16 protein-coding genes, 1 tRNA gene and 1 other RNA gene are annotated in these 16764 nt (G+C 67.7%); 10 read left to right on the top strand and 8 right to left on the bottom strand.

Going from position 1 to position 16764, the window contains the following annotated elements; all coding sequences use genetic code 11:
• Nucleotides 1-10: 10 nt before the first annotated feature.
• Nucleotides 11-613 carry a TIGR00296 family protein gene (locus ACNSN4_RS10290; protein ID WP_418285724.1) on the bottom strand — a complete coding sequence of 201 codons (603 nt, stop codon included), beginning with the start codon at nt 611-613 and terminating at the stop codon, nt 11-13.
• A 177-nt stretch (nt 614-790) separates the two neighbouring features.
• Here ACNSN4_RS10290 and rnpB point away from each other — a divergent pair.
• Nucleotides 791-1192, top strand: an RNA gene (gene rnpB / locus ACNSN4_RS10285) — RNase P RNA component.
• 375 nt (nt 1193-1567) lie between these two features.
• On the opposite strand, the gene ACNSN4_RS10280 is transcribed toward rnpB, so the two are convergent.
• The 3 genes from ACNSN4_RS10280 to ACNSN4_RS10270 all read right to left on the bottom strand — a co-directional run bounded on the left by ACNSN4_RS10280 (nt 1568) and on the right by ACNSN4_RS10270 (nt 4770).
• The gene (locus tag ACNSN4_RS10280; RefSeq protein WP_418285723.1) at nt 1568-2590 is read right to left on the bottom strand and encodes a CPBP family intramembrane glutamic endopeptidase; all 1023 of its coding nucleotides are present in this window, start codon (nt 2588-2590) and stop codon (nt 1568-1570) included.
• Between the two features lie 84 nt (nt 2591-2674).
• A complete protein-coding gene (locus ACNSN4_RS10275; RefSeq protein WP_418285722.1) occupies nt 2675-3220 on the bottom strand; it encodes an NUDIX hydrolase in 546 nt (181 codons plus the stop codon).
• An 80-nt stretch (nt 3221-3300) separates the two neighbouring features.
• The gene (locus tag ACNSN4_RS10270) at nt 3301-4770 is read right to left on the bottom strand and encodes a DNA polymerase Y family protein (protein ID WP_418285721.1); all 1470 of its coding nucleotides are present in this window, start codon (nt 4768-4770) and stop codon (nt 3301-3303) included.
• A 138-nt stretch (nt 4771-4908) separates the two neighbouring features.
• Here ACNSN4_RS10270 and ACNSN4_RS10265 point away from each other — a divergent pair, with 138 nt between their 5' ends.
• The 3 genes from ACNSN4_RS10265 to ACNSN4_RS10255 all read left to right on the top strand — a co-directional run bounded on the left by ACNSN4_RS10265 (nt 4909) and on the right by ACNSN4_RS10255 (nt 7775).
• The gene (locus ACNSN4_RS10265; protein WP_418285720.1) at nt 4909-6699 is read left to right on the top strand and encodes a hybrid sensor histidine kinase/response regulator; all 1791 of its coding nucleotides are present in this window, start codon (nt 4909-4911) and stop codon (nt 6697-6699) included.
• Between the two features lie 70 nt (nt 6700-6769).
• On the top strand, nt 6770-7048 hold the full coding sequence (locus tag ACNSN4_RS10260; protein WP_418285719.1) for a zinc ribbon domain-containing protein: 279 nt from the start codon (nt 6770-6772) through the stop codon (nt 7046-7048).
• A gap of 52 nt (nt 7049-7100) precedes the next feature.
• The gene (locus ACNSN4_RS10255; protein ID WP_418285718.1) at nt 7101-7775 is read left to right on the top strand and encodes a phosphate ABC transporter permease; all 675 of its coding nucleotides are present in this window, start codon (nt 7101-7103) and stop codon (nt 7773-7775) included.
• 58 nt (nt 7776-7833) lie between these two features.
• Here the strand turns inward: ACNSN4_RS10255 and ACNSN4_RS10250 are convergent, their stop codons facing one another.
• Complete coding sequence (locus tag ACNSN4_RS10250) at nt 7834-8691, bottom strand: 3-hydroxyacyl-CoA dehydrogenase family protein (RefSeq protein ID WP_418285717.1); 858 nt, start codon at nt 8689-8691, stop codon at nt 7834-7836.
• Nucleotides 8692-8985: 294 nt separating this feature from the next.
• Here ACNSN4_RS10250 and ACNSN4_RS10245 point away from each other — a divergent pair, with 294 nt between their 5' ends.
• Both ACNSN4_RS10245 and ACNSN4_RS10240 read left to right on the top strand, forming a co-directional pair.
• On the top strand, nt 8986-9789 hold the full coding sequence (locus ACNSN4_RS10245; RefSeq protein ID WP_418285716.1) for a class I fructose-bisphosphate aldolase: 804 nt from the start codon (nt 8986-8988) through the stop codon (nt 9787-9789).
• On the top strand, nt 9789-10700 hold the full coding sequence (locus tag ACNSN4_RS10240; RefSeq protein WP_418285715.1) for a class 1 fructose-bisphosphatase: 912 nt from the start codon (nt 9789-9791) through the stop codon (nt 10698-10700). The genes ACNSN4_RS10245 and ACNSN4_RS10240 overlap by 1 nt, the downstream gene beginning before the upstream one ends.
• 70 nt (nt 10701-10770) lie before the next feature.
• Here the strand turns inward: ACNSN4_RS10240 and ACNSN4_RS10235 are convergent, their stop codons facing one another.
• Nucleotides 10771-11685 (bottom strand): NAD-dependent epimerase/dehydratase family protein, encoded by a 915-nt coding sequence (locus ACNSN4_RS10235; protein ID WP_418285714.1) that lies wholly within the window; start codon nt 11683-11685, stop codon nt 10771-10773.
• A 205-nt stretch (nt 11686-11890) separates the two neighbouring features.
• Here ACNSN4_RS10235 and ACNSN4_RS10230 point away from each other — a divergent pair, with 205 nt between their 5' ends.
• From ACNSN4_RS10230 to ACNSN4_RS10220, 3 genes are all read left to right on the top strand, one after another.
• The gene (locus ACNSN4_RS10230) at nt 11891-12121 is read left to right on the top strand and encodes a DUF8593 domain-containing protein (RefSeq protein WP_418285713.1); all 231 of its coding nucleotides are present in this window, start codon (nt 11891-11893) and stop codon (nt 12119-12121) included.
• Nucleotides 12122-12428: 307 nt separating this feature from the next.
• Nucleotides 12429-13166 carry a hypothetical protein gene (locus ACNSN4_RS10225; RefSeq protein WP_418285712.1) on the top strand — a complete coding sequence of 246 codons (738 nt, stop codon included), beginning with the start codon at nt 12429-12431 and terminating at the stop codon, nt 13164-13166.
• A 186-nt stretch (nt 13167-13352) separates the two neighbouring features.
• Nucleotides 13353-15164: an acyl-CoA carboxylase subunit beta gene (locus ACNSN4_RS10220; protein WP_418285711.1), complete on the top strand. Its 1812-nt coding sequence runs from the start codon at nt 13353-13355 to the stop codon at nt 15162-15164.
• A 54-nt stretch (nt 15165-15218) separates the two neighbouring features.
• Here ACNSN4_RS10220 and ACNSN4_RS10215 read toward each other — a convergent pair whose 3' ends face one another.
• Nucleotides 15219-15752, bottom strand: coding sequence for a DedA family protein (locus ACNSN4_RS10215; protein ID WP_418285710.1), 534 nt, complete (start codon nt 15750-15752; stop codon nt 15219-15221).
• Between the two features lie 149 nt (nt 15753-15901).
• Here ACNSN4_RS10215 and ACNSN4_RS10210 point away from each other — a divergent pair, with 149 nt between their 5' ends.
• The gene (locus tag ACNSN4_RS10210; protein ID WP_418285709.1) at nt 15902-16429 is read left to right on the top strand and encodes a redoxin domain-containing protein; all 528 of its coding nucleotides are present in this window, start codon (nt 15902-15904) and stop codon (nt 16427-16429) included.
• A 163-nt stretch (nt 16430-16592) separates the two neighbouring features.
• Here ACNSN4_RS10210 and ACNSN4_RS10205 read toward each other — a convergent pair.
• Nucleotides 16593-16663, bottom strand: a tRNA-Gly gene (locus ACNSN4_RS10205).
• Between the last annotated feature and the right edge of the window lie 101 nt (nt 16664-16764).

The raw sequence follows: 16764 nt of genomic DNA, 5'->3' as shown, positions 1-16764 counted from the left end.
CGGGCGGCGACTACAGCTCTTCGACCGCGCCGCCGTCGGCGCGCTCTCGGAACACCTGTCCCTCGATGAGCGTCACCATCGTCTCGCCGTCGTCCCACGCGTTCGGGGAGAGCTTCGCCTTACGGCAGGCGCGCGAGAGGAACTCGGCGCCGGACCAGCCGTTCTCGACGGGGACTGTCGGGTACAGCCATCCGTGGGAGTTACCGCCGTCGACGGCGACGCCGTGGGTGCCGATTTCGAGGTCAGCGAGGGGGTCGTTGGTGAGCACCGTGTTCGAGACGACGAACACGGAGACCGTGATGTTGTCGAGTTCCTTCGGTTCGACCTCGGAGCCGCAGGAATCGCCCGAGGCGGCCTTGATGGCTGCCTCGACGATCGCGTGGCCGAGCTGATCGGAGGTGTCCCACGCGCCGGCACAGCCGCGGAGGCGTCCGCGGCCACGGGTGGATTCGAGCCGGACGAATGCACCCGTGCGGGCGTAGAACGCCTCGCGCATGCTTCCCGGTTGTTCACGTTGTCCGTGTCGGACGAACGACTCGACCGCCTCCCGCGCGAGTTCGACCGCTCGTGCACCGTCGTCGTACGACAGCTGAACGGTCTGAGCCTCGGACATGATAGTCCCTTACGTTGCTGACGACTTGAACGCTTCCCTTGTGACACCGTCGATCGCGACCGGTCTCGGCGGGGACGTAGGCCGTCGGTTGAGCGATCGAGTCGTCGAGTCATACCCCGATTGGAACGACGTTACCGACCGAATCGCTTATCGGCGGCGACGGGAAACTGATAACTGGACAGAGGGAGCCCGACTCCCGTGCCTCTGGCATGAGGAAAGTCCCCCCACCGGCCGGACAGGCGACCGGGCACACGCCCGGAGTCGGAGACGGCTGGCTCTGGAACAGCAACGATACCCCCCACCCCGACCTGTGAGTCGCGTTCGGTCGCTTCGGCGACCGGCGGCGTTCGCGGGGTCGCCCGCGAACGAGCGAACCGACCCGCAAGGGAAGGGAGTTAACCCGACGAGGGCGCGTGGTTTCGCCACGTTGGCGTGGCTTTGCCACGTTACAGACGGGTGGGAACGGATGGAACGGCGAATCCTCGCCGGTGCAAGTCCGCGCCATAAGGTAGTCCGGCCACGGCGCGGACGCTTAGCCGAATGTCGGGATGAACCGAAGGGGGCTTACTCCCCTCAGTCCGCCTATACTTGTTAGCTACCGGTGTGTCGGTCAGTTCTGTATAAACCGCCATTGACGGCGGATCAGCGGGAAACACTCCACAGCCCCAGCCGTTGAGTCCCACCCCGCCCCGTACAGCAACCGCGCCTCACGCCTCCTCAGCCTCGTTGGCCGCCCTCCGCGCCGCTCCGGGCGACCAACTCCCTCGCGAGCTGTCGAGCGGCCGCCGTCGGCGGCCGCTCGCAGGCGCAGGGCGAGAGCGAAGCTCTCGCTTGCAGCCGGCGCTGTGCGCCGGCGACGCCGACCGCCTCGTTCGTTTATAAGTAACCGCGTGCGTCGGTGGAGGAACGAACCGCGCCGTCCTCTCTCGTTCTGCTGCCGACGCTACCGCCCGCTTACAGTCCGAGGAGCGCCGCTCCCGCCTGTCCTGCTTCTTCGAGCTCCGGTCCGAACCTGATGGCGATGTACCCGATCGTCAGCAGGAGGCTGTTGTACAGCCCGTGCATCACGGCGACGACGACGAGGTTCTCCGTGTACTCGTACACCGCCCCGAAGAGGAGGCTCGGGACGAACAGGATGCTGATCGTCGCCAGCATCGCGCTCAGGCCACCCGTCAGCGAGACGATGTGTGCGGGCGCGAACACGGCGGCCGCGAGGAAGATGGCCGGCACCGCGGAGAACGTCTCTCGCGCTCGGCTCTGGATGACGCCGCGGAACAGGAACTCCTCGCAGGGGCCGACGACGAGGAGCATCGCCACGATCATGATCGGAATGATCGTCGGATTCTCCAGCGTCATCGCCGCGCCCTGATTCTGGGCCGGTTCGGTGCCGAACAACAACACGATCGACCCGACGGTAAGCGCCGTGATGAGGACCAGTACCGGTCCGATGACGGCGATCACGAACTCGAGCGCGCTCGGCCGCCGAACGCCGAGGTAGTCGATCATCTCGCTCCGGCTCAGGCCTCGCCATCGCAGGTAGCCGAGGCCGACGCCGAGGAACGCGACGATCTGGCTGACGGCGAACGGGACGACGAACGACACCGCGAGCGACGGCTGCTGCCCGGTGAGCCGTGCGACGATAAAGATGGCACCGCCGACGACCGTGGAGATAGCGAGGAGGCCGAGAATTCCCAGAACGCCGAGGCCGAACGCCGCGCCGATCGCCCGCAGCGGGGAGTCCATCGACTCGTCCGGCGGTGCAGTATCGGTCGTGACCGCCGTCGCGGTTGAATCGCTGGGATCGGCCGATGCGGTCGGGTTCGCGGAGCCGTCGCCGTCGACCGATCCGGGCGAACTCGCGGTTTCGCCGCCGTTGACCGCGGAGGCCGACTCGCCGCCGTCCACTGCGGTGGATACCTCACCGCCGCCGGCGTCGGTGTCTCTGTCGGACGAGTCGTTCGCGGAGGGATCGCTCATTACCGGCCGTACGGACCGGCCGGTCAAAGGCTTGTCCGTCGCCCCCGGGGCCGTCGCCTTTGCAGGTCGCCGTATCGGTCGCCGTCACCGATACAGCAGCTCGTACCACAGCACGGCCGTCACCGCTCGCCCGTCCCGGAGCCCGTCGTCGACGACGGCTTCGAGGAGGTCGTCGTAGGGAACGGTATCGACCGCGATCGACTCGTTGTGGTCCAGATCGCGCTCGGCGGTCGGCTCACAGCCCCGCGCGAGGAAGTGGTGGTGGACCGCGTTCGCCATCCCGTTCGTCGGCTCGACGGTCGTCAGGTGCTCGAAGGAGTCGGCCTCGTAGCCGGTCTCCTCGGCGAGCTCGCGGGCCGCCGAGCGTTCGAGGTCGTCGGCGTCCGCCTCCTCGACCGTCCCGGCCGGGAGCCCCCGATTAACTCGACCCACCGCCTGCCGCCACTCGTCGATGACGACCGCGTCGCCCTCGGGCGTCAGCGGGAGCACGACGACCGCCGGCGGCTCGTCGACGTAGTGAAAGCCGTCGGTCTCGCCGTCCGGGAAGCGCACCTCGTCGCGTCGCACGTCGAACCCGGGACAGCGGTAGTCAACCTCGGTGCCGAGCGTCTCCCACGAGAGGTCGTTCATAGGCCGATGTGGGCGCTCCGCGACATAAAAAGGCCGCCCCGTCCGGGCCGTCGTCTCGGCCCTGACGCAGCGCCCGCCGGTCACGACCAGTCGTCCAGCGACGCCTGTCCCTCTCGGGGCGTTCGTGGACGGGACCCCTCGGTTACCTCCGGCTCGTCTCCGGTCGGGTCGCCGTCGATCCACTCCGCGAGCGTCGCGCCATCGTGAGTTCCGTCGTCCGCTGTGACCGATCGGCCGCCGCAACGCGATCCGGCTCCCTCGCCGCCTCCCCCGTCGTCGAACCCCGTCAAGGTCGCTTGGTCGCTCTCGGCGAAGTCGAGGTTCGAGACCCGGACGCCGAGCTTGCGGACCCGGTCGTCCGCGAACTCCGCGAGGAGGTCGAGCGCGACCGACTCCACGAGCTCCGGGTCGTCGACGGGCCCGGAGAGGCTCCGCGCGCGGGTGTTGACCTCGTAGGGGGGCTCGACCGCCTTGATCCCGATGGTGCGGTACAGACATCCCCGCTCGCGGGCGCGGCGGGCCACGTCGGCGGCCAGTGCGCACACGGTCTCCCGTTTCGTTTCCCCGTCAGCAGTCGCCGACAGCGACGACTCCCGCGAGAGGCTCTTGGGGAGTCCGGTCGGCGTCACCGCTCGGTCGTCGTCGCCACGGGCGCGCCGGTGCAGTTCGGGTCCCCGCTCGCCCAGCGCCGCCGCCAGCCGGTCCGGATCGGCGGCCGCGAGGTCCTCGGCAGTGTCGATCCCCATGTCGGCGAGCGTCCGCTCCGTCACGGGGCCGATCCCGTGGATCTCCGCGGTCGGCAGCGGCGCGAGGAACGACTCGACCGAGCCGGGCGGGACGACCACGAGCCCGTCGGGCTTATCGGCGTCGCTGGCGACCTTCGCGGTCGACATGTTCGGCGCGACACCGACGCTCGCCGGGACACCGGCCTCGCGTTCGATACGCTGCTTGACGTGTCGGGCGTATCCTTCGGCGAGGGTTCGGGACTCGGCGGGACCGGCCGCGGCGCTCGGTGGCGGGGCGGCGGGGGCGTCACTCGCTGCGGTGCTGCTTCCTCTCCCGTCGCCCGCGGAAGCGCGGCGTCCCCCGACGACGTCCCACGCGGTCCGGTCGGTGACGTCCAGGTACGCCTCGTCGATACTCACCTCGCGGAGGGTGTCGGCGCAGTCGCGGAGGACGGCCTTCACGTCGCTCGCGACGTCCTTGTAGAAGTCGAGGTCGACGGGGAGATATCGGCCGGTTTCCCCGGGGTCGGGCGCGTTCGGATCGGCGGGGTCCGCGTCCGCTCGACGCGGGAGCAGCTCCAACGCCTCCGAGATCGGCATCGCGCTTTCGACGCCGAACGCGCGGGCCTCGTAGCTCGCGGTCGCGACCGCACCGATCGTCTCGCCCGCCTCGTATCCCATCCCGACGACCACGGGCTCGCCGTCGAGCTCGGATCGGCGGAGACGCTCGCAGGACGCGTAAAAGCAGTCCATGTCGACGTGGCAGACGACGCGGTCGCTTCCGTCGTCGCCTGCGGTCGTTCCCGGGAGCGTCTCCTCCGCCATCGTCGGACCGTCAGCGCTCCGCGGGCTTAAGAATCAGCCACGCGCAGCGAGAGTGAAACGGCGTGCGCGGCCCCTTCCGGATCCAGAATCGATAGTCGGGCCGATGTTCGTTTATCCCTCCCGCTAGTAGCATCGGTCATGCCTGAGCAGATCGACGTGTTACACGTCGACGACGACCCCTCCGTGCTCGACCTCACGGAGGCGTATCTCGAACGCGAACTGGACGCGGTGGCGGTAACGAGCGTGACGGATCCGGCGTCGGCCCTCGAACGTCTCGATGAGGCGACGTTCGACTGCGTGATCAGCGACTACGACATGCCGCGAATGGACGGGCTGGCGTTCTTCGAGACGCTCCGCGAGCACCACCGGAAAATCCCCTTCGTGCTGTACACGGGCAAGGGGAGCGAGGAGATCGCGAGTCAGGCGCTCAACGCGGGCGTCACCGGGTATTTCCAGAAGGGCGGCCCGGAACAGCTTCGCCGACTCGCGAACCGCGTCGATCAGGCCGTCGACGAGTATCGGACCCGCGAGATTGCAGACCGTTACTCGACCGTAATCGACGCGCTCGGCTATCCGGTGTACGTCGTCGACGAGACCGGGACGTTCGAGTTCGTTAACCAGCCGTTCGCGGAGTTGATTGGGTACGATATCGAGGAGATCGTCGGGAGCAAGCCGGGGCTCATAAAGGACGACGAGGCGGTCCAAGAGGGCGAAGATCGGCTCGGAACGATTCTCTCCAGCACCGGCCCGGACGTCCAGCATTTCACCGTCGATATCGTTCCGAAGGACGGCGAGCCGATCCCGTGTCGGGACCACATGGCGGCGCTCCCGTACGAGGGGGAGTCTTTCGACGGCAGCGTCGGCATCCTTCGCGATGTCACCCGCGAGCACAAACAGCGCGAGGAGCTAGAGACGAAGACCCGCGCGCTCGACGAAGCGCCCGTGGGCATCACGATCACCGACCCCGACCGACCGGACAACCCGATGGTGTACGTCAACGACCGGTTCGTCGAGATGACCGGCTACGGACGCGACGAGGCGGTCGGGGTCAACTGTCGATTCCTGCAGGGCCCCGATACCGACGAGGAGTCCGTCGCACAGCTTCGCGCGGCGGTCGACGCCGAACATCCGGCCTCCGTCGAGCTGTTGAACTACCGGAAGGACGGCACCGAGTTCTGGAACCGCGTCAGCGTCGCCCCCATCCGCGACGACGACGGCCGCGTCACGGAGTGGGTCGGATTCCAGGAGGATATCACGGCGTTCAAAGAGCGGGAGGCGGCCCTCGAACGACAGAACGAGCGGCTCGACTCGTTCGCGGGCATCGTCTCGCACGACCTCCGGAACCCGCTCAACGTCGCGCAGGGGCGCGTCGATCTGGCCCGCGACGCGGGGGCGGCGACCGGGCACCTCGACGCCGCGGTCGACGCGCTCGACCGCATCGAGTCCATCGTCCAACACACGCTCACGCTGGCCCGGGAGGGCGAGACCGTCGGCGACCCGGAACCGGTCGAGATCGCGTCGGTCGCCGCCGACAGTTGGGAGACGGTCGACACCGCCTCGGCGTCGCTCGACGTCGAGACCGACCGGACGGCGCTCGCGGACCCCGACCGGTTACAGAACCTGTTCGAGAACCTCGCTCGGAACGCGGTGGAACACGCGGGCGAAGATGCGACGATCGCGATCGGTGACCTCGACGACGGGTTCTACGTCGCCGACGACGGGCCGGGGATCTCGGAGTCGGTCAGAGACACCCTGTTCGAGCCGGGACAGAGCGGCGTCGACGGGAACACCGGGTTCGGGCTGGCGATCGTTCGGGAGATCGCCACCGCCCACGGGTGGACGGTCGAGGCCGTCGACGCGGCGGACGGGGGCGCGCGGTTCGAGTTCCGCGGGGTCGACCGCCGACATCCGCCGACGCGCGAGGCGTAATCGGCGGCGGGCGGGACCGCGACCGCCGCCAATTGAAGTTTATAAGTTCGCGAGCCGCGAACCGTCGAGCGTGCCCCGCGATCGCGTTCACTGCGTCGACTGTCGGGAGCCGATCCCCAGCGACGCCCGCATCTGTCCGCACTGCGAGGCCGTCCAGCCGTCGCCGCTCGTCGATGTCGGCGTCGCGGTCGCTGGCGTGTTCGCCTTCGTCTTCGGTGCGGTGCTCGCGCTGATGACGCTCGGACCCTCCCGCCTGGTCGGCTTCACGCTTATCGTGCTCGGATTCGGGCTCGCCGTCGGCGGTTACACGCGCCATATCGACCGACAGGCGGGGCGGCGGGCGCGGTGACAGCCCGTCGATTACGCGGTCATTTATGTATTCTCGGGCGAAAAGACGGCCCATGCTCACGCCACTCAGCGTCGGACTGGTCCTCGCCGGTCTGCTCCTCGCGTTCGTCGGCGCCGCGGTCTCCGTCTACGCCGTGACCCTGACCGGGCTCCTGATCGGGGCCGGCGCAGGGTACCTCGCCGCGCCGACCCTCGTCGGACTGATCGCGGTCGACGGACTGGTTCTCACGGGCATCGGCGTCGCGTTCGGCGGAGCGATCGGCGGCTTCCTCGCGTACGCCGGGCTCTCGTTCGCGGTGGTCGCCATCGGCGGCGTGGTCGGCGGCTTCGTCGGTCGGTTCGCCGTCGGCCCATTGTACGCGGCCGACGCGGCCGGAATCGAGGGGACTCTCCTCCTCGTCGGCGCGACGCTCGGCGGTGTCGCGCTCGGCGCGCTGTTCGGGTTCGCGCTGAGTCGGACGACGCTCGTCGTCTCGACCGCGTTCATCGGGGCGGCGCTCGCGTCGCGGTCGCTCACTCTCGGAACGTTCGAGGCGGCCGCCGCCGAGACGGCCGTCGAGCCGCTGCTGTTCGACGTCACCGCGCCCGTCTTCCTCGCGGTGTTCGCCCTCGGCGTCCTCACGCAGTTCGGCCTCTTCAAGTTCGGCTACGTGACGAGACTCGTCGGCGCCTTGCCCGGCGCGCGGCGCTGGACCGCAGATGACGACCGCAAGTCGAGCGGGGCGTGAAAACGGCGACGACGCGAGTTGCCTTTGTACGCCTTTCAGCCGTCGACCCGTCTTCGCGTCAGTCGTACTCGTAGAACCCGCGCCCCGTCTTCTTCCCGAGATCACCGGCCTCGACCTTACGCTTTATCAGGTACGCCGGTTTGTACCGGTCGCCGAGCTCGGCGTGCAGCGTCTCGCTGGCGTCGAGGACCACGTCGAGCCCGATGTGGTCAGCGAGCTCTAAGGGCCCCATCGGGACGTTCGTCCCGAGTTTCATCCCGCGGTCGATGTCCGCCTTGTCGGCGACGCCCTCGTCGTACGCGCGGACGCCCTCGTTGATCCACGGCATCAGGATGCGGTTGGTGACGAATCCGGGCTTGTCGTCGGCCTCCCACGTCTCCTTGCCGAGGCCCTCGGCGAAGGCGTGCGCGAAGTCGACGACCTCGCGGCCGGTTCGCTCCCCGACGACGACCTCGACGCCGTCCATGATCGGCACGGGGTTCATGAAGTGGAGGCCGATCACGTCGCTCGCGCGGTCGGTGGCGTTCGCGATGGTCGTGATCGACAGCGTGGAGGTGTTCGTCGCGAGCACCACGTCGTCGTCGGTCACCGCGTCGAGATCGGCGAAGATCTCGCGTTTCACGTCCATGTTCTCGACGGCGGCCTCGACGACCACGTCCGCGGCCGCAAGATCCTCGAGGTCGGTCGTTCCTGCGATCCGCTCGCGGACGGCCGCCGGCTCCTCGTCGAGGGCACCCTTCGATGCCAGTCGGTCGAGGCTGTCGTCGATGCTGTCGAGCCCGCGCTCGACGTACGCCGCCTCGATGTCGCGCATCACGACGTCGTACCCCGCCGTCGCGGCGACCTGTGCGATTCCGTTGCCCATCGTGCCGGCCCCGACGACGCCGACGACCTCGATTTCGGATAACTCCCGCATGCAGGTCGCTGTCGCGTCGCGGGTGGTAAGTATTGCGGGTTCGGGATGGGTGGGAAGGGAAATGCCGAGACGACCAAGTGTCCGTAGCGAGACGACTGACTGCCCGTAGCGGCGTGCAGTGGCCGGGATACTTCTTTGAGAGCGAGTGACAATTAACTATTTGAGTAGTAATTCTTTACACCGTGTTATTGCTAGTATAACGGAGCGAAACGCGCGGTACTCGTCGAATTCGTTTCTTTACGTCCGCCGAAACGACCATAGCATTTTTTATCGATGTAACGGGAGTACGAATTGATGCTTCCTCACGCTGCCGACGACATCTCGCGCGACGGTAAATCGCTAATCTTAGCGTACGACCACGGGATCGAGCACGGCCCGGTGGATTTCGAGCCGAATCCCGAGACTGCGGACCCCGAGCGGATATTCGAACTCGCCACTCACGAGGCGGTCACCGCGGTGGCGGTCCAAAAGGGGCTCGCCGAGGCGTACTACCCCGAGTACGAGGACGAGGTCAATCTCCTGTTGAAGCTCAACGGGACCTCGAACCTCTGGATGGGTGAACCGAACAGCGCGGTCAACTGTACCTCGGAGTACGCGGCCGGGCTGGGCGCGGACGCGATCGGGTTCACCGTCTACGGCGGGTCGAACCACGAGATCGAGATGGCCGAGGAGTTCCGGAGGGCACAGGAGGGCGCCCGCGAGCACGACATGGGCGTCGTCATGTGGTCGTACCCCCGCGGACAGGGGCTCCGCAACGACGGGAGCCCGGAGGTTATCTCCTACGGCGCACGGCTCGGGCTCGAACTCGGCGCCGACGTGGTGAAGGTGAAGTACCCGGGCTCAGCAGAGGCGATGGGCGACGCCGTCGAGATGGCCGGACCCGCCAACGTCGTGATGTCCGGCGGGACGATGCGTGACGACAAGGAGTTCCTGCGGAACGTCTCGAACGCCATCGACGCGGGGGCCACCGGCGTCGCAGTCGGACGAAACGTCTTCCAGCGCGACGACCCCGAGCGCATCCTCGACGCGCTCGAAGCCGTGATCTTCCAGGAGGTCGACCCGGAAGAGGCGCTGGCAGTCGCCGAGAGCGCGGACTGATGGCCGACTCGGATCCGATCGTCGAAGCGGTCTTCGACGCGGTCGCCGAGACGGCCCCGGCGATCCGCGACGCGCTCCCGGGTCGACGCGTCGAGAGCGGGACGGACAACCCCTCGGGCGAGAGCGTCATGGCCGGCGACCTGTACGCCGACCAGCTGCTCGGCGACGCGCTCACCGCGGTCGACGGCGTCGGCTCCTTCGTCAGCGAGGAGCGCGAGGCCGCCGTCGACGCCGGCGGCGCGGTCGGCGACGGAGCGTACGCCGTCGCGATCGACCCCCTCGACGGCTCCTCGAACCTCCGGTCGAACAACGCGATGGGGACGGTGGTCGGTATCTACGACGCGCCGCTCCCCGCCACCGGTCGCGACCTCGTCGCCGCCGGATACGTGCTCTACGGACCGATCACGACGATGATCGTCGCCGACGAGACGGGCGTGCGAGAGGAGGTGATCGAGCGGGACTCCGCCGGGGGCGACGCGGAAGACGGCGGCCGTGCCGTCTCCCGCTCGGTCGTCGAGGACGACCTCCGACTCCCCGAGGACCCCGTCGTCTACGGGTTCGGGGGGCGCGTCCCCGACTGGCCGGACGACTTCACGACGTACGCGCGAGAGATCGAAGACGAACTGAAACTCCGGTACGGCGGCGCGATGGTCGGCGACGTGAACCAGGTGCTCACCTACGGGGGGATCTTCGCGTATCCCGCGCTCGTCGACGCGCCGGAGGGGAAGCTCCGGCTCTCTTTCGAGGCGAACCCGATCGCGTACATCGTCGAACGGGCGGGCGGGGCCGCGACCGACGGCGACACGGACATCCTCGATATCGAGCCCGAGGGAGTTCACGACCGCGTCCCGCTCTACGTCGGCAACGAGGCGCTGGTCGAGCGGCTCGAGGACGCGCTCGCCGACGAGTGACCCGGCAAGTGCCGGGTGAGGATCGCCGAGACTGGCAGCGGTCCCGGGACCCCGTCGCGTTCCCGTCGATTTAGATCGGTGGCTCGGACATCGCGTTCCCGGAGTCGGTCGGCTCGTAGCCCACCCGCTCGCGGGCGTGGGCGAGGTCGAACCACCCGTTCGGGTTATCGCTGACCCCGTAGAACACCTCGAATGCGCCGCCAGCGACGGTGTTCGGGTTCCGCCCACTCGTATCGGTCTCTGCCCCGTCGGTCCCGTCGTCGAGACACGCGTCGACGAGCGCGGCGCAGTCGCGCCGCGAGAGCCACGTACAGCGCATCCGAGCGACGGCCCTCTCGTAGTCGTCGTCGCCGCGCTCGCAGTCACCGCGGGCGACCGCGCGCTCGGCGTCGCCGAACGGGTGGTCGAACGCCGGGTCCCTGACCGAGCCGATCCGGAGGGCGTAGCAGCCGATCCCTTCCCGTTCGGCGTACAACCGGCACCAGGCCTCGCCCGCCGCCTTCGACGCGCCGTAGTCCGAATCGGGGCGAACCGGGCTCCGGTGGTCGACGGTCGGACTCTCCTCGCCCTGTCCGGGGGCGTACAGCGCGGGCGCGTGCTCCGTCTCGTACATCCCGACGACGTGGTTCGAGGAGGCGAAGACGACGGTTCCGACTCCGGCGCGCGACGCCGCCTCGAGGACGTTCCGCGTCCCGCGGACGTTGTTGCGCTCGACGCTCTCGTACGTCGCGGAGACGGTCGGATCGCCAGCGAGGTGGACGACGGCCGCCACCCCGCGTTCCGTCATGGCGTCCGTGAGATCCCCGACCGCGTCGTCCGCGCCCACGTCGGCGACGACCGTCTCGCGATCGCGATGTGGATGGGGGCTCCCGTCGCCGAGCTCGTCGGGAGCCGGCTCCCGGTCGAGCAGGACGTGGTCGTACGCCGAGGCCGCAGTCACCGCGGTACCGACGGTGCCGTGTGCGCCGGTGAGCAGGACGGTCATACGCGGAGTTCGAGCGCACGACCAATAAGCGGTCGGCGGATCCCCCAGCCCGTGCCGACGCGATAAGTCCCCCGTATCGATGGCGACGTGAGGGGCGCGATCTGTCGGCCGCGGTTGCGGGAAATTTTGCCGAGCTTACCCTTGCCTATCGACCTAATTACAATCGCTAGTCCCGTCGAAGTATTAGGTGCGGAGGAGACCACAAATGCAACTCTCAGACAACGAAGAAGGCAAGGCCGTCGTCAACAAGGCGGGAGAAAAGGTCGGAATGGTGGCCCAAGTCAAGGGCAACCGCGCACACGTCGACCCGGACCCGGGGATCACAGACACGATCAAATCGAAGCTCGGCTGGGCCGACACCGACGAGGACATGTATCCGATCGACGAGTCGGACATCGAGTCGATCAACGACGACGAGGTCCAACTCAACCGATAGGGACGCTCCGGCTAGCCGCGCTCCGTCCCGATAGAGAGCCCGGCTACCGTCCCGACCGGAAACCCGATCTCGACACCGAACGCGGCCGTTTTTTCTGCGGCGGGCTCGCGACGCTCGAAGCACCTGCTCCCGTGTGGCTGAAACAGGCTCGAACAGTCGCGGAGAGATATTTCGACTGCTATCTTCCTAATTTTAAATTCGCGTTATCGGAACCTGCACTAACTGTATTTGAAATATCAGAAATTCTTATATTAAGTGTGTCCTAACGGCCGGTACGACCCGGTATGCAGCTGCTACCGGGCAACATATGGACGCGCACTACGACGACCCTCGGATAACGGGCGAGCACCTTCGTTCGATCGACACTCCTACGGGAACCGTTACGCTGGTCGGTGTCGTCCACGATCACCCCGCTAGCGTCTTCCGGGTTCGAACCGTGGTCACGGACCGAGTCCCCGACGTCCTCGCGCTTGAGCTGCCGCCGCTTTCGCTCCCGCTTTTCGAGCGTTATGCCGAGGATACCCGCACTCCGCCGGTGTTCGGAGGAGAGGCGAGTGCCGCGATCCAGGCGTCGACCACCGATCGCGTCGTCGGGATCGACGGGCCGACCCTCCCGTTCCTCCGGCGGCTCGCCGTGACGCTGTATCGCAAGGGCGGGTCGATCGGGACCGTTCGCGGTATCCTCCACGGGCTCGCGTCGGTGACGAAGAACACCCTCCGATGCCGACTTGCGGGCTCGCTCGCCGCGGTGACGTCGATCCGGCTGGAAGTCGACTCGCCGGTCACGTACGCGACCAGTCGGGTCGACAGCCCCGAGCGGCAGGCCGAGAACGAACACAGCCAGATCACCCGCGCTCGCGCCGTGATGGACGCGTTCGAGCCCTCTCGGGCGGCTTCGTTCGGCGACGACGTGCGTGAGACGCACATGGCCGATCGCCTCGCCGAGTTCCGCAACGACGGCGACGTCGTCGCCGTCGTCGGCCGCCACCACCTCGAGCCGATCGCCGAGCAACTCGGCGCCAGACTTGCCGACCCGGACCGCTGACTCGGATTGCCGACCCGGACCGCTGACCCGGATTGCCGACCGACCGTTGCGTCTCGGTCTCGCATCCGGCCGTGGTCGAGACCCATCGATCCGCTTGACGGTCCGCCAGACGCCCGCTCAGGCGGCGTTCACCCCTCGCCGGAACCACATGGAAAACTGTTTAGGATCTTCCGCAAATCTTGCCCCATGAAAGTCCACGTCGGCGCGGCGGCGACGCCCGAGGAGGCCGAGGCGATCGCGCGGTCGCTCGCGGAGCACCTCGGCGTCGGCGTCGACGTCCACGTCGGAGAGAGCGACGCGGCCGCCGCGAGCGCCGAGCCGCCCGCGGTCGAATACCCGCTCGACGACGATCTCGGTCCCACCGACCGCGAGCGTGACCTCCGGGCCGAGATCGACGACATCCTGCAGGGCGGCCCGGAGAAGTACCGCGAGCGGCTCCCCGAGCAGGGGAAGCTGTTCGTCCGTGACCGCCTCGACCTCTGGTTCGGCGGTGCGGACGGGACCCGCGGCGCGGGGGACGCGAGCGCGGCAGAGGGCGACCCGGCGGGGCTCCACTTCGAGGACGGGAAGTTCGCCGCCTTCGACGACTGGCACCCGAGTGCGCCCGCCGACGAGGATGGCAACCGAAACGAGCCCGACGGCGACCGCCTCCCCGGTGACGGCCTCCTCACCGGCGCGGCCGCCTTCGAGGGGCGCGACGTGCACTTCATGGCCAACGACTTCACCGTGAAGGCGGGGTCGATGGCGGGGAAGGGCGTCGAGAAGTTCCTCCGGATGCAACAGCGCGCCCTGAAGACGGGCAAGCCCGTGCTCTACCTGATGGACTCTTCCGGCGGCAGAATCGACCAGCAGAGCGGCTTCTTCGCCAACCGCGAGGGGATCGGGAAGTACTACTACAACCACTCGATGCTGTCGGGCGCGGTCCCGCAGATCTGCGTCCTCTACGGCCCCTGTATCGCCGGCGCGGCGTACACTCCCGTCTTCGCCGACTTCACCGTGATGGTCGAGGGGATGTCCGCGATGGCGATCGCCTCGCCGCGAATGGTGAAGATGGTCACCGGCGAGGAGATCGAGATGGCCGATCTGGGCGGTCCCCGGATCCACGCGGAGGAGTCCGGCTCGGCGGACCTCGTGGCCCGCGACGAGGAACACGCCCGCGAGCTCGTCGCTGACCTCATCGGGTATCTCCCCGACAAGGCGGGAGAGAAACCCCCGCGGTCGGAGGCGAAGCCCCCGAAATACCCGCCCGAAGGGATCGACGAGCTGATCCCCGAATCGCCGAACCGGCCGTACGACGTCCGCGACCTGCTCGATCGAATCGCCGACGCGGAGTCCGTCTTCGAGCTGAAGGAGGGGTACGGGCCGGAGATCGTCACGGCGTTCTGCCGGATCGACGGTCGTCCCGTCGGGGTCGTCGCCAACCAGCCGACGGAGCGGTCGGGTGCCATCTTCCCCGACGCCGCCGAGAAGGCCGCGGAGTTCATCTGGACCTGCGACGCCTACGAGATTCCCCTCCTGTACCTCTGTGACACGCCGGGGTTCATGGCCGGTTCGCAGGTCGAGAAAGACGCGATCTTAGAGAAAGGCAAGAAGATGATCTACGCCACCTCCTCGGCGACGGTCCCGAAACAGACCGTCGTGACTCGGAAGGCGTACGGCGCGGGGATCTACGCGATGGGCGGGCCCGCGTACGACCCCGAGAGCGTGATCGGGCTCCCCTCCGGCGAGATCGGTATCATGGGTCCGGAGGCCGCGATCAACGCCGTGTACGCCCGGAAGCTCGCCGCGATCGACGACCCCGAAGCGCGCGCCGAGACCGAGGACCGACTCCGCGAGGAGTACCGCGAGGACATCGACATCCACCGCATGGCGAGCGAGGTCGTCATCGACGAGATCGTCGCGCCGTCGACGCTCCGCGAGGAGCTGGCCGCGCGCTTCGCGTTCTACGCCGATGTCGAGAAAGACCGCCCGGACAAAAAACACGGCACGGTTATCTAAGAAATCGCCTCTCGACCAGACGGTCGGCACTATCGGGCCGTTACACCGGACCCATCACACCGGGACGAGCGCTCCACCGACGACGAGGTCGAACGCGCCGCCGATTCCGAGCGCGACCGCGAGCAGCGCGCTCGTGTACACGGTCGATCCGACGAGCGACGCGGCGGCGAAGCGCGGCGCCGACACCGCCGAGCTCGCGGTCGGCACGGCCAGCCAGCCGCGCGTTCCCGGAAGCGCGTTCGACACCGCTACGGCCGGTAGCCCCCATCGGTCGAGCCATCGGTCCGCGCCCTCGATTCTGTCGCCGTCGCCGGGGATCACGGCGAGCGTCGTGGGATCGACGCCGAACCGACGCACGGAGACGAACAGCAGCAGCTGGCCGATCGTCGCCCCGACGACCGCCGCGGCGAGCATCGGGAGGAACGCGACGGCATCGACGCCGACGGCGAGCACCGCGGCGACGAACAGGGTTCGGGTCGGGATCAGTTTCCCGACGAGCGCGCCCTCCAGCACGAACACGCCGAGCAGCACGACGGCCCCGTAGGTACCGACGAGTGCGAGCACCGCGTCGGCGGCGGGACCGAACATACCGTTCCGTTCGCCGTCATCGCATAAAGCTCTTCCATCGTGCGTGAGGTTCTCAGCCGCTCGATCGTCTCTTTGCGTGGGCAGACGACGGGAACAGCTCGCCACCCGACGGGCTCTCACTTTTTGTTCTCTCGCACGCGAGAGCAGGCATGATAGATGTCGGCGCCACGGCCCCCGATTTCATCGCACCGGCGGTCGCAGACGGACGGGGGACGGAGCTGGAGCTGTTCAGACGCATCGATCGTAACGACGCCGTCGTTCTGTGTTTTGCACCGGCGAACTTCGTCCCCACCTGTACGGCGGTGTTCGCAGCGGTCCGCGACGCCGGCTGGAACGACCACGACAGACTCGCCGTCGTCGCGCTCACCGGCGACTCGCTGTTCTCGGGGTTCGCGTACGCCGACCGGTTCTCGCTCCCGTTCCCCGTCGTTACCGACTTTCACGGTGGGGTTGCCGACTCGTACGGCCTGCTCGCCGAGTCGTGGGAAGGTCACTCGGATATCCCCCGTCGGGCGACGGTCGTGATCGACGCCGAGTGGCGGGTTCGATTCGCGGAGGCGACGACCGACGCCCTCGATCGCCCCGCGCCGTCGCCGATCCAGAACGCGACCGCGACGCTCCGCGGTATCGGAATCGATGTCGACCGTCCGAGAGTGAACTACGACGGGCCGTGGTGAGTCGGAGATTGGATCGCCCCGGCTGGCACGATTTATAAACAAATACGAGACAGCCACTGCGCGCGACTGATAGCGGTCAAACTCGCAGTGATTTTGCTCACTTCGTTCGCGAGTCCGCTGAACGGAGTGAAGCGGACGCTGACTGACGAAGTCAGTTAGAAAATGCACCGGCCGAGATTTGAACTCGGGTTGCAACCATGGCAAGGTTGCGTGATACCACTACACTACCGGTGCGTGCTTCGCAGTTAGTTCTAATCCGAGTTGGAAACATAAGCGTTGCGAACGCACGGCACTACGGGGTGCCGTGACACGCTTTATGTGTTTGCCTGCGGTAG

Source organism: Halorubrum marinum, from assembly GCF_048381195.1.
Classification (GTDB): Archaea; Halobacteriota; Halobacteria; order Halobacteriales; family Haloferacaceae; genus Halorubrum.
This window is presented reverse-complemented; position numbering and strand designations above follow the sequence as displayed.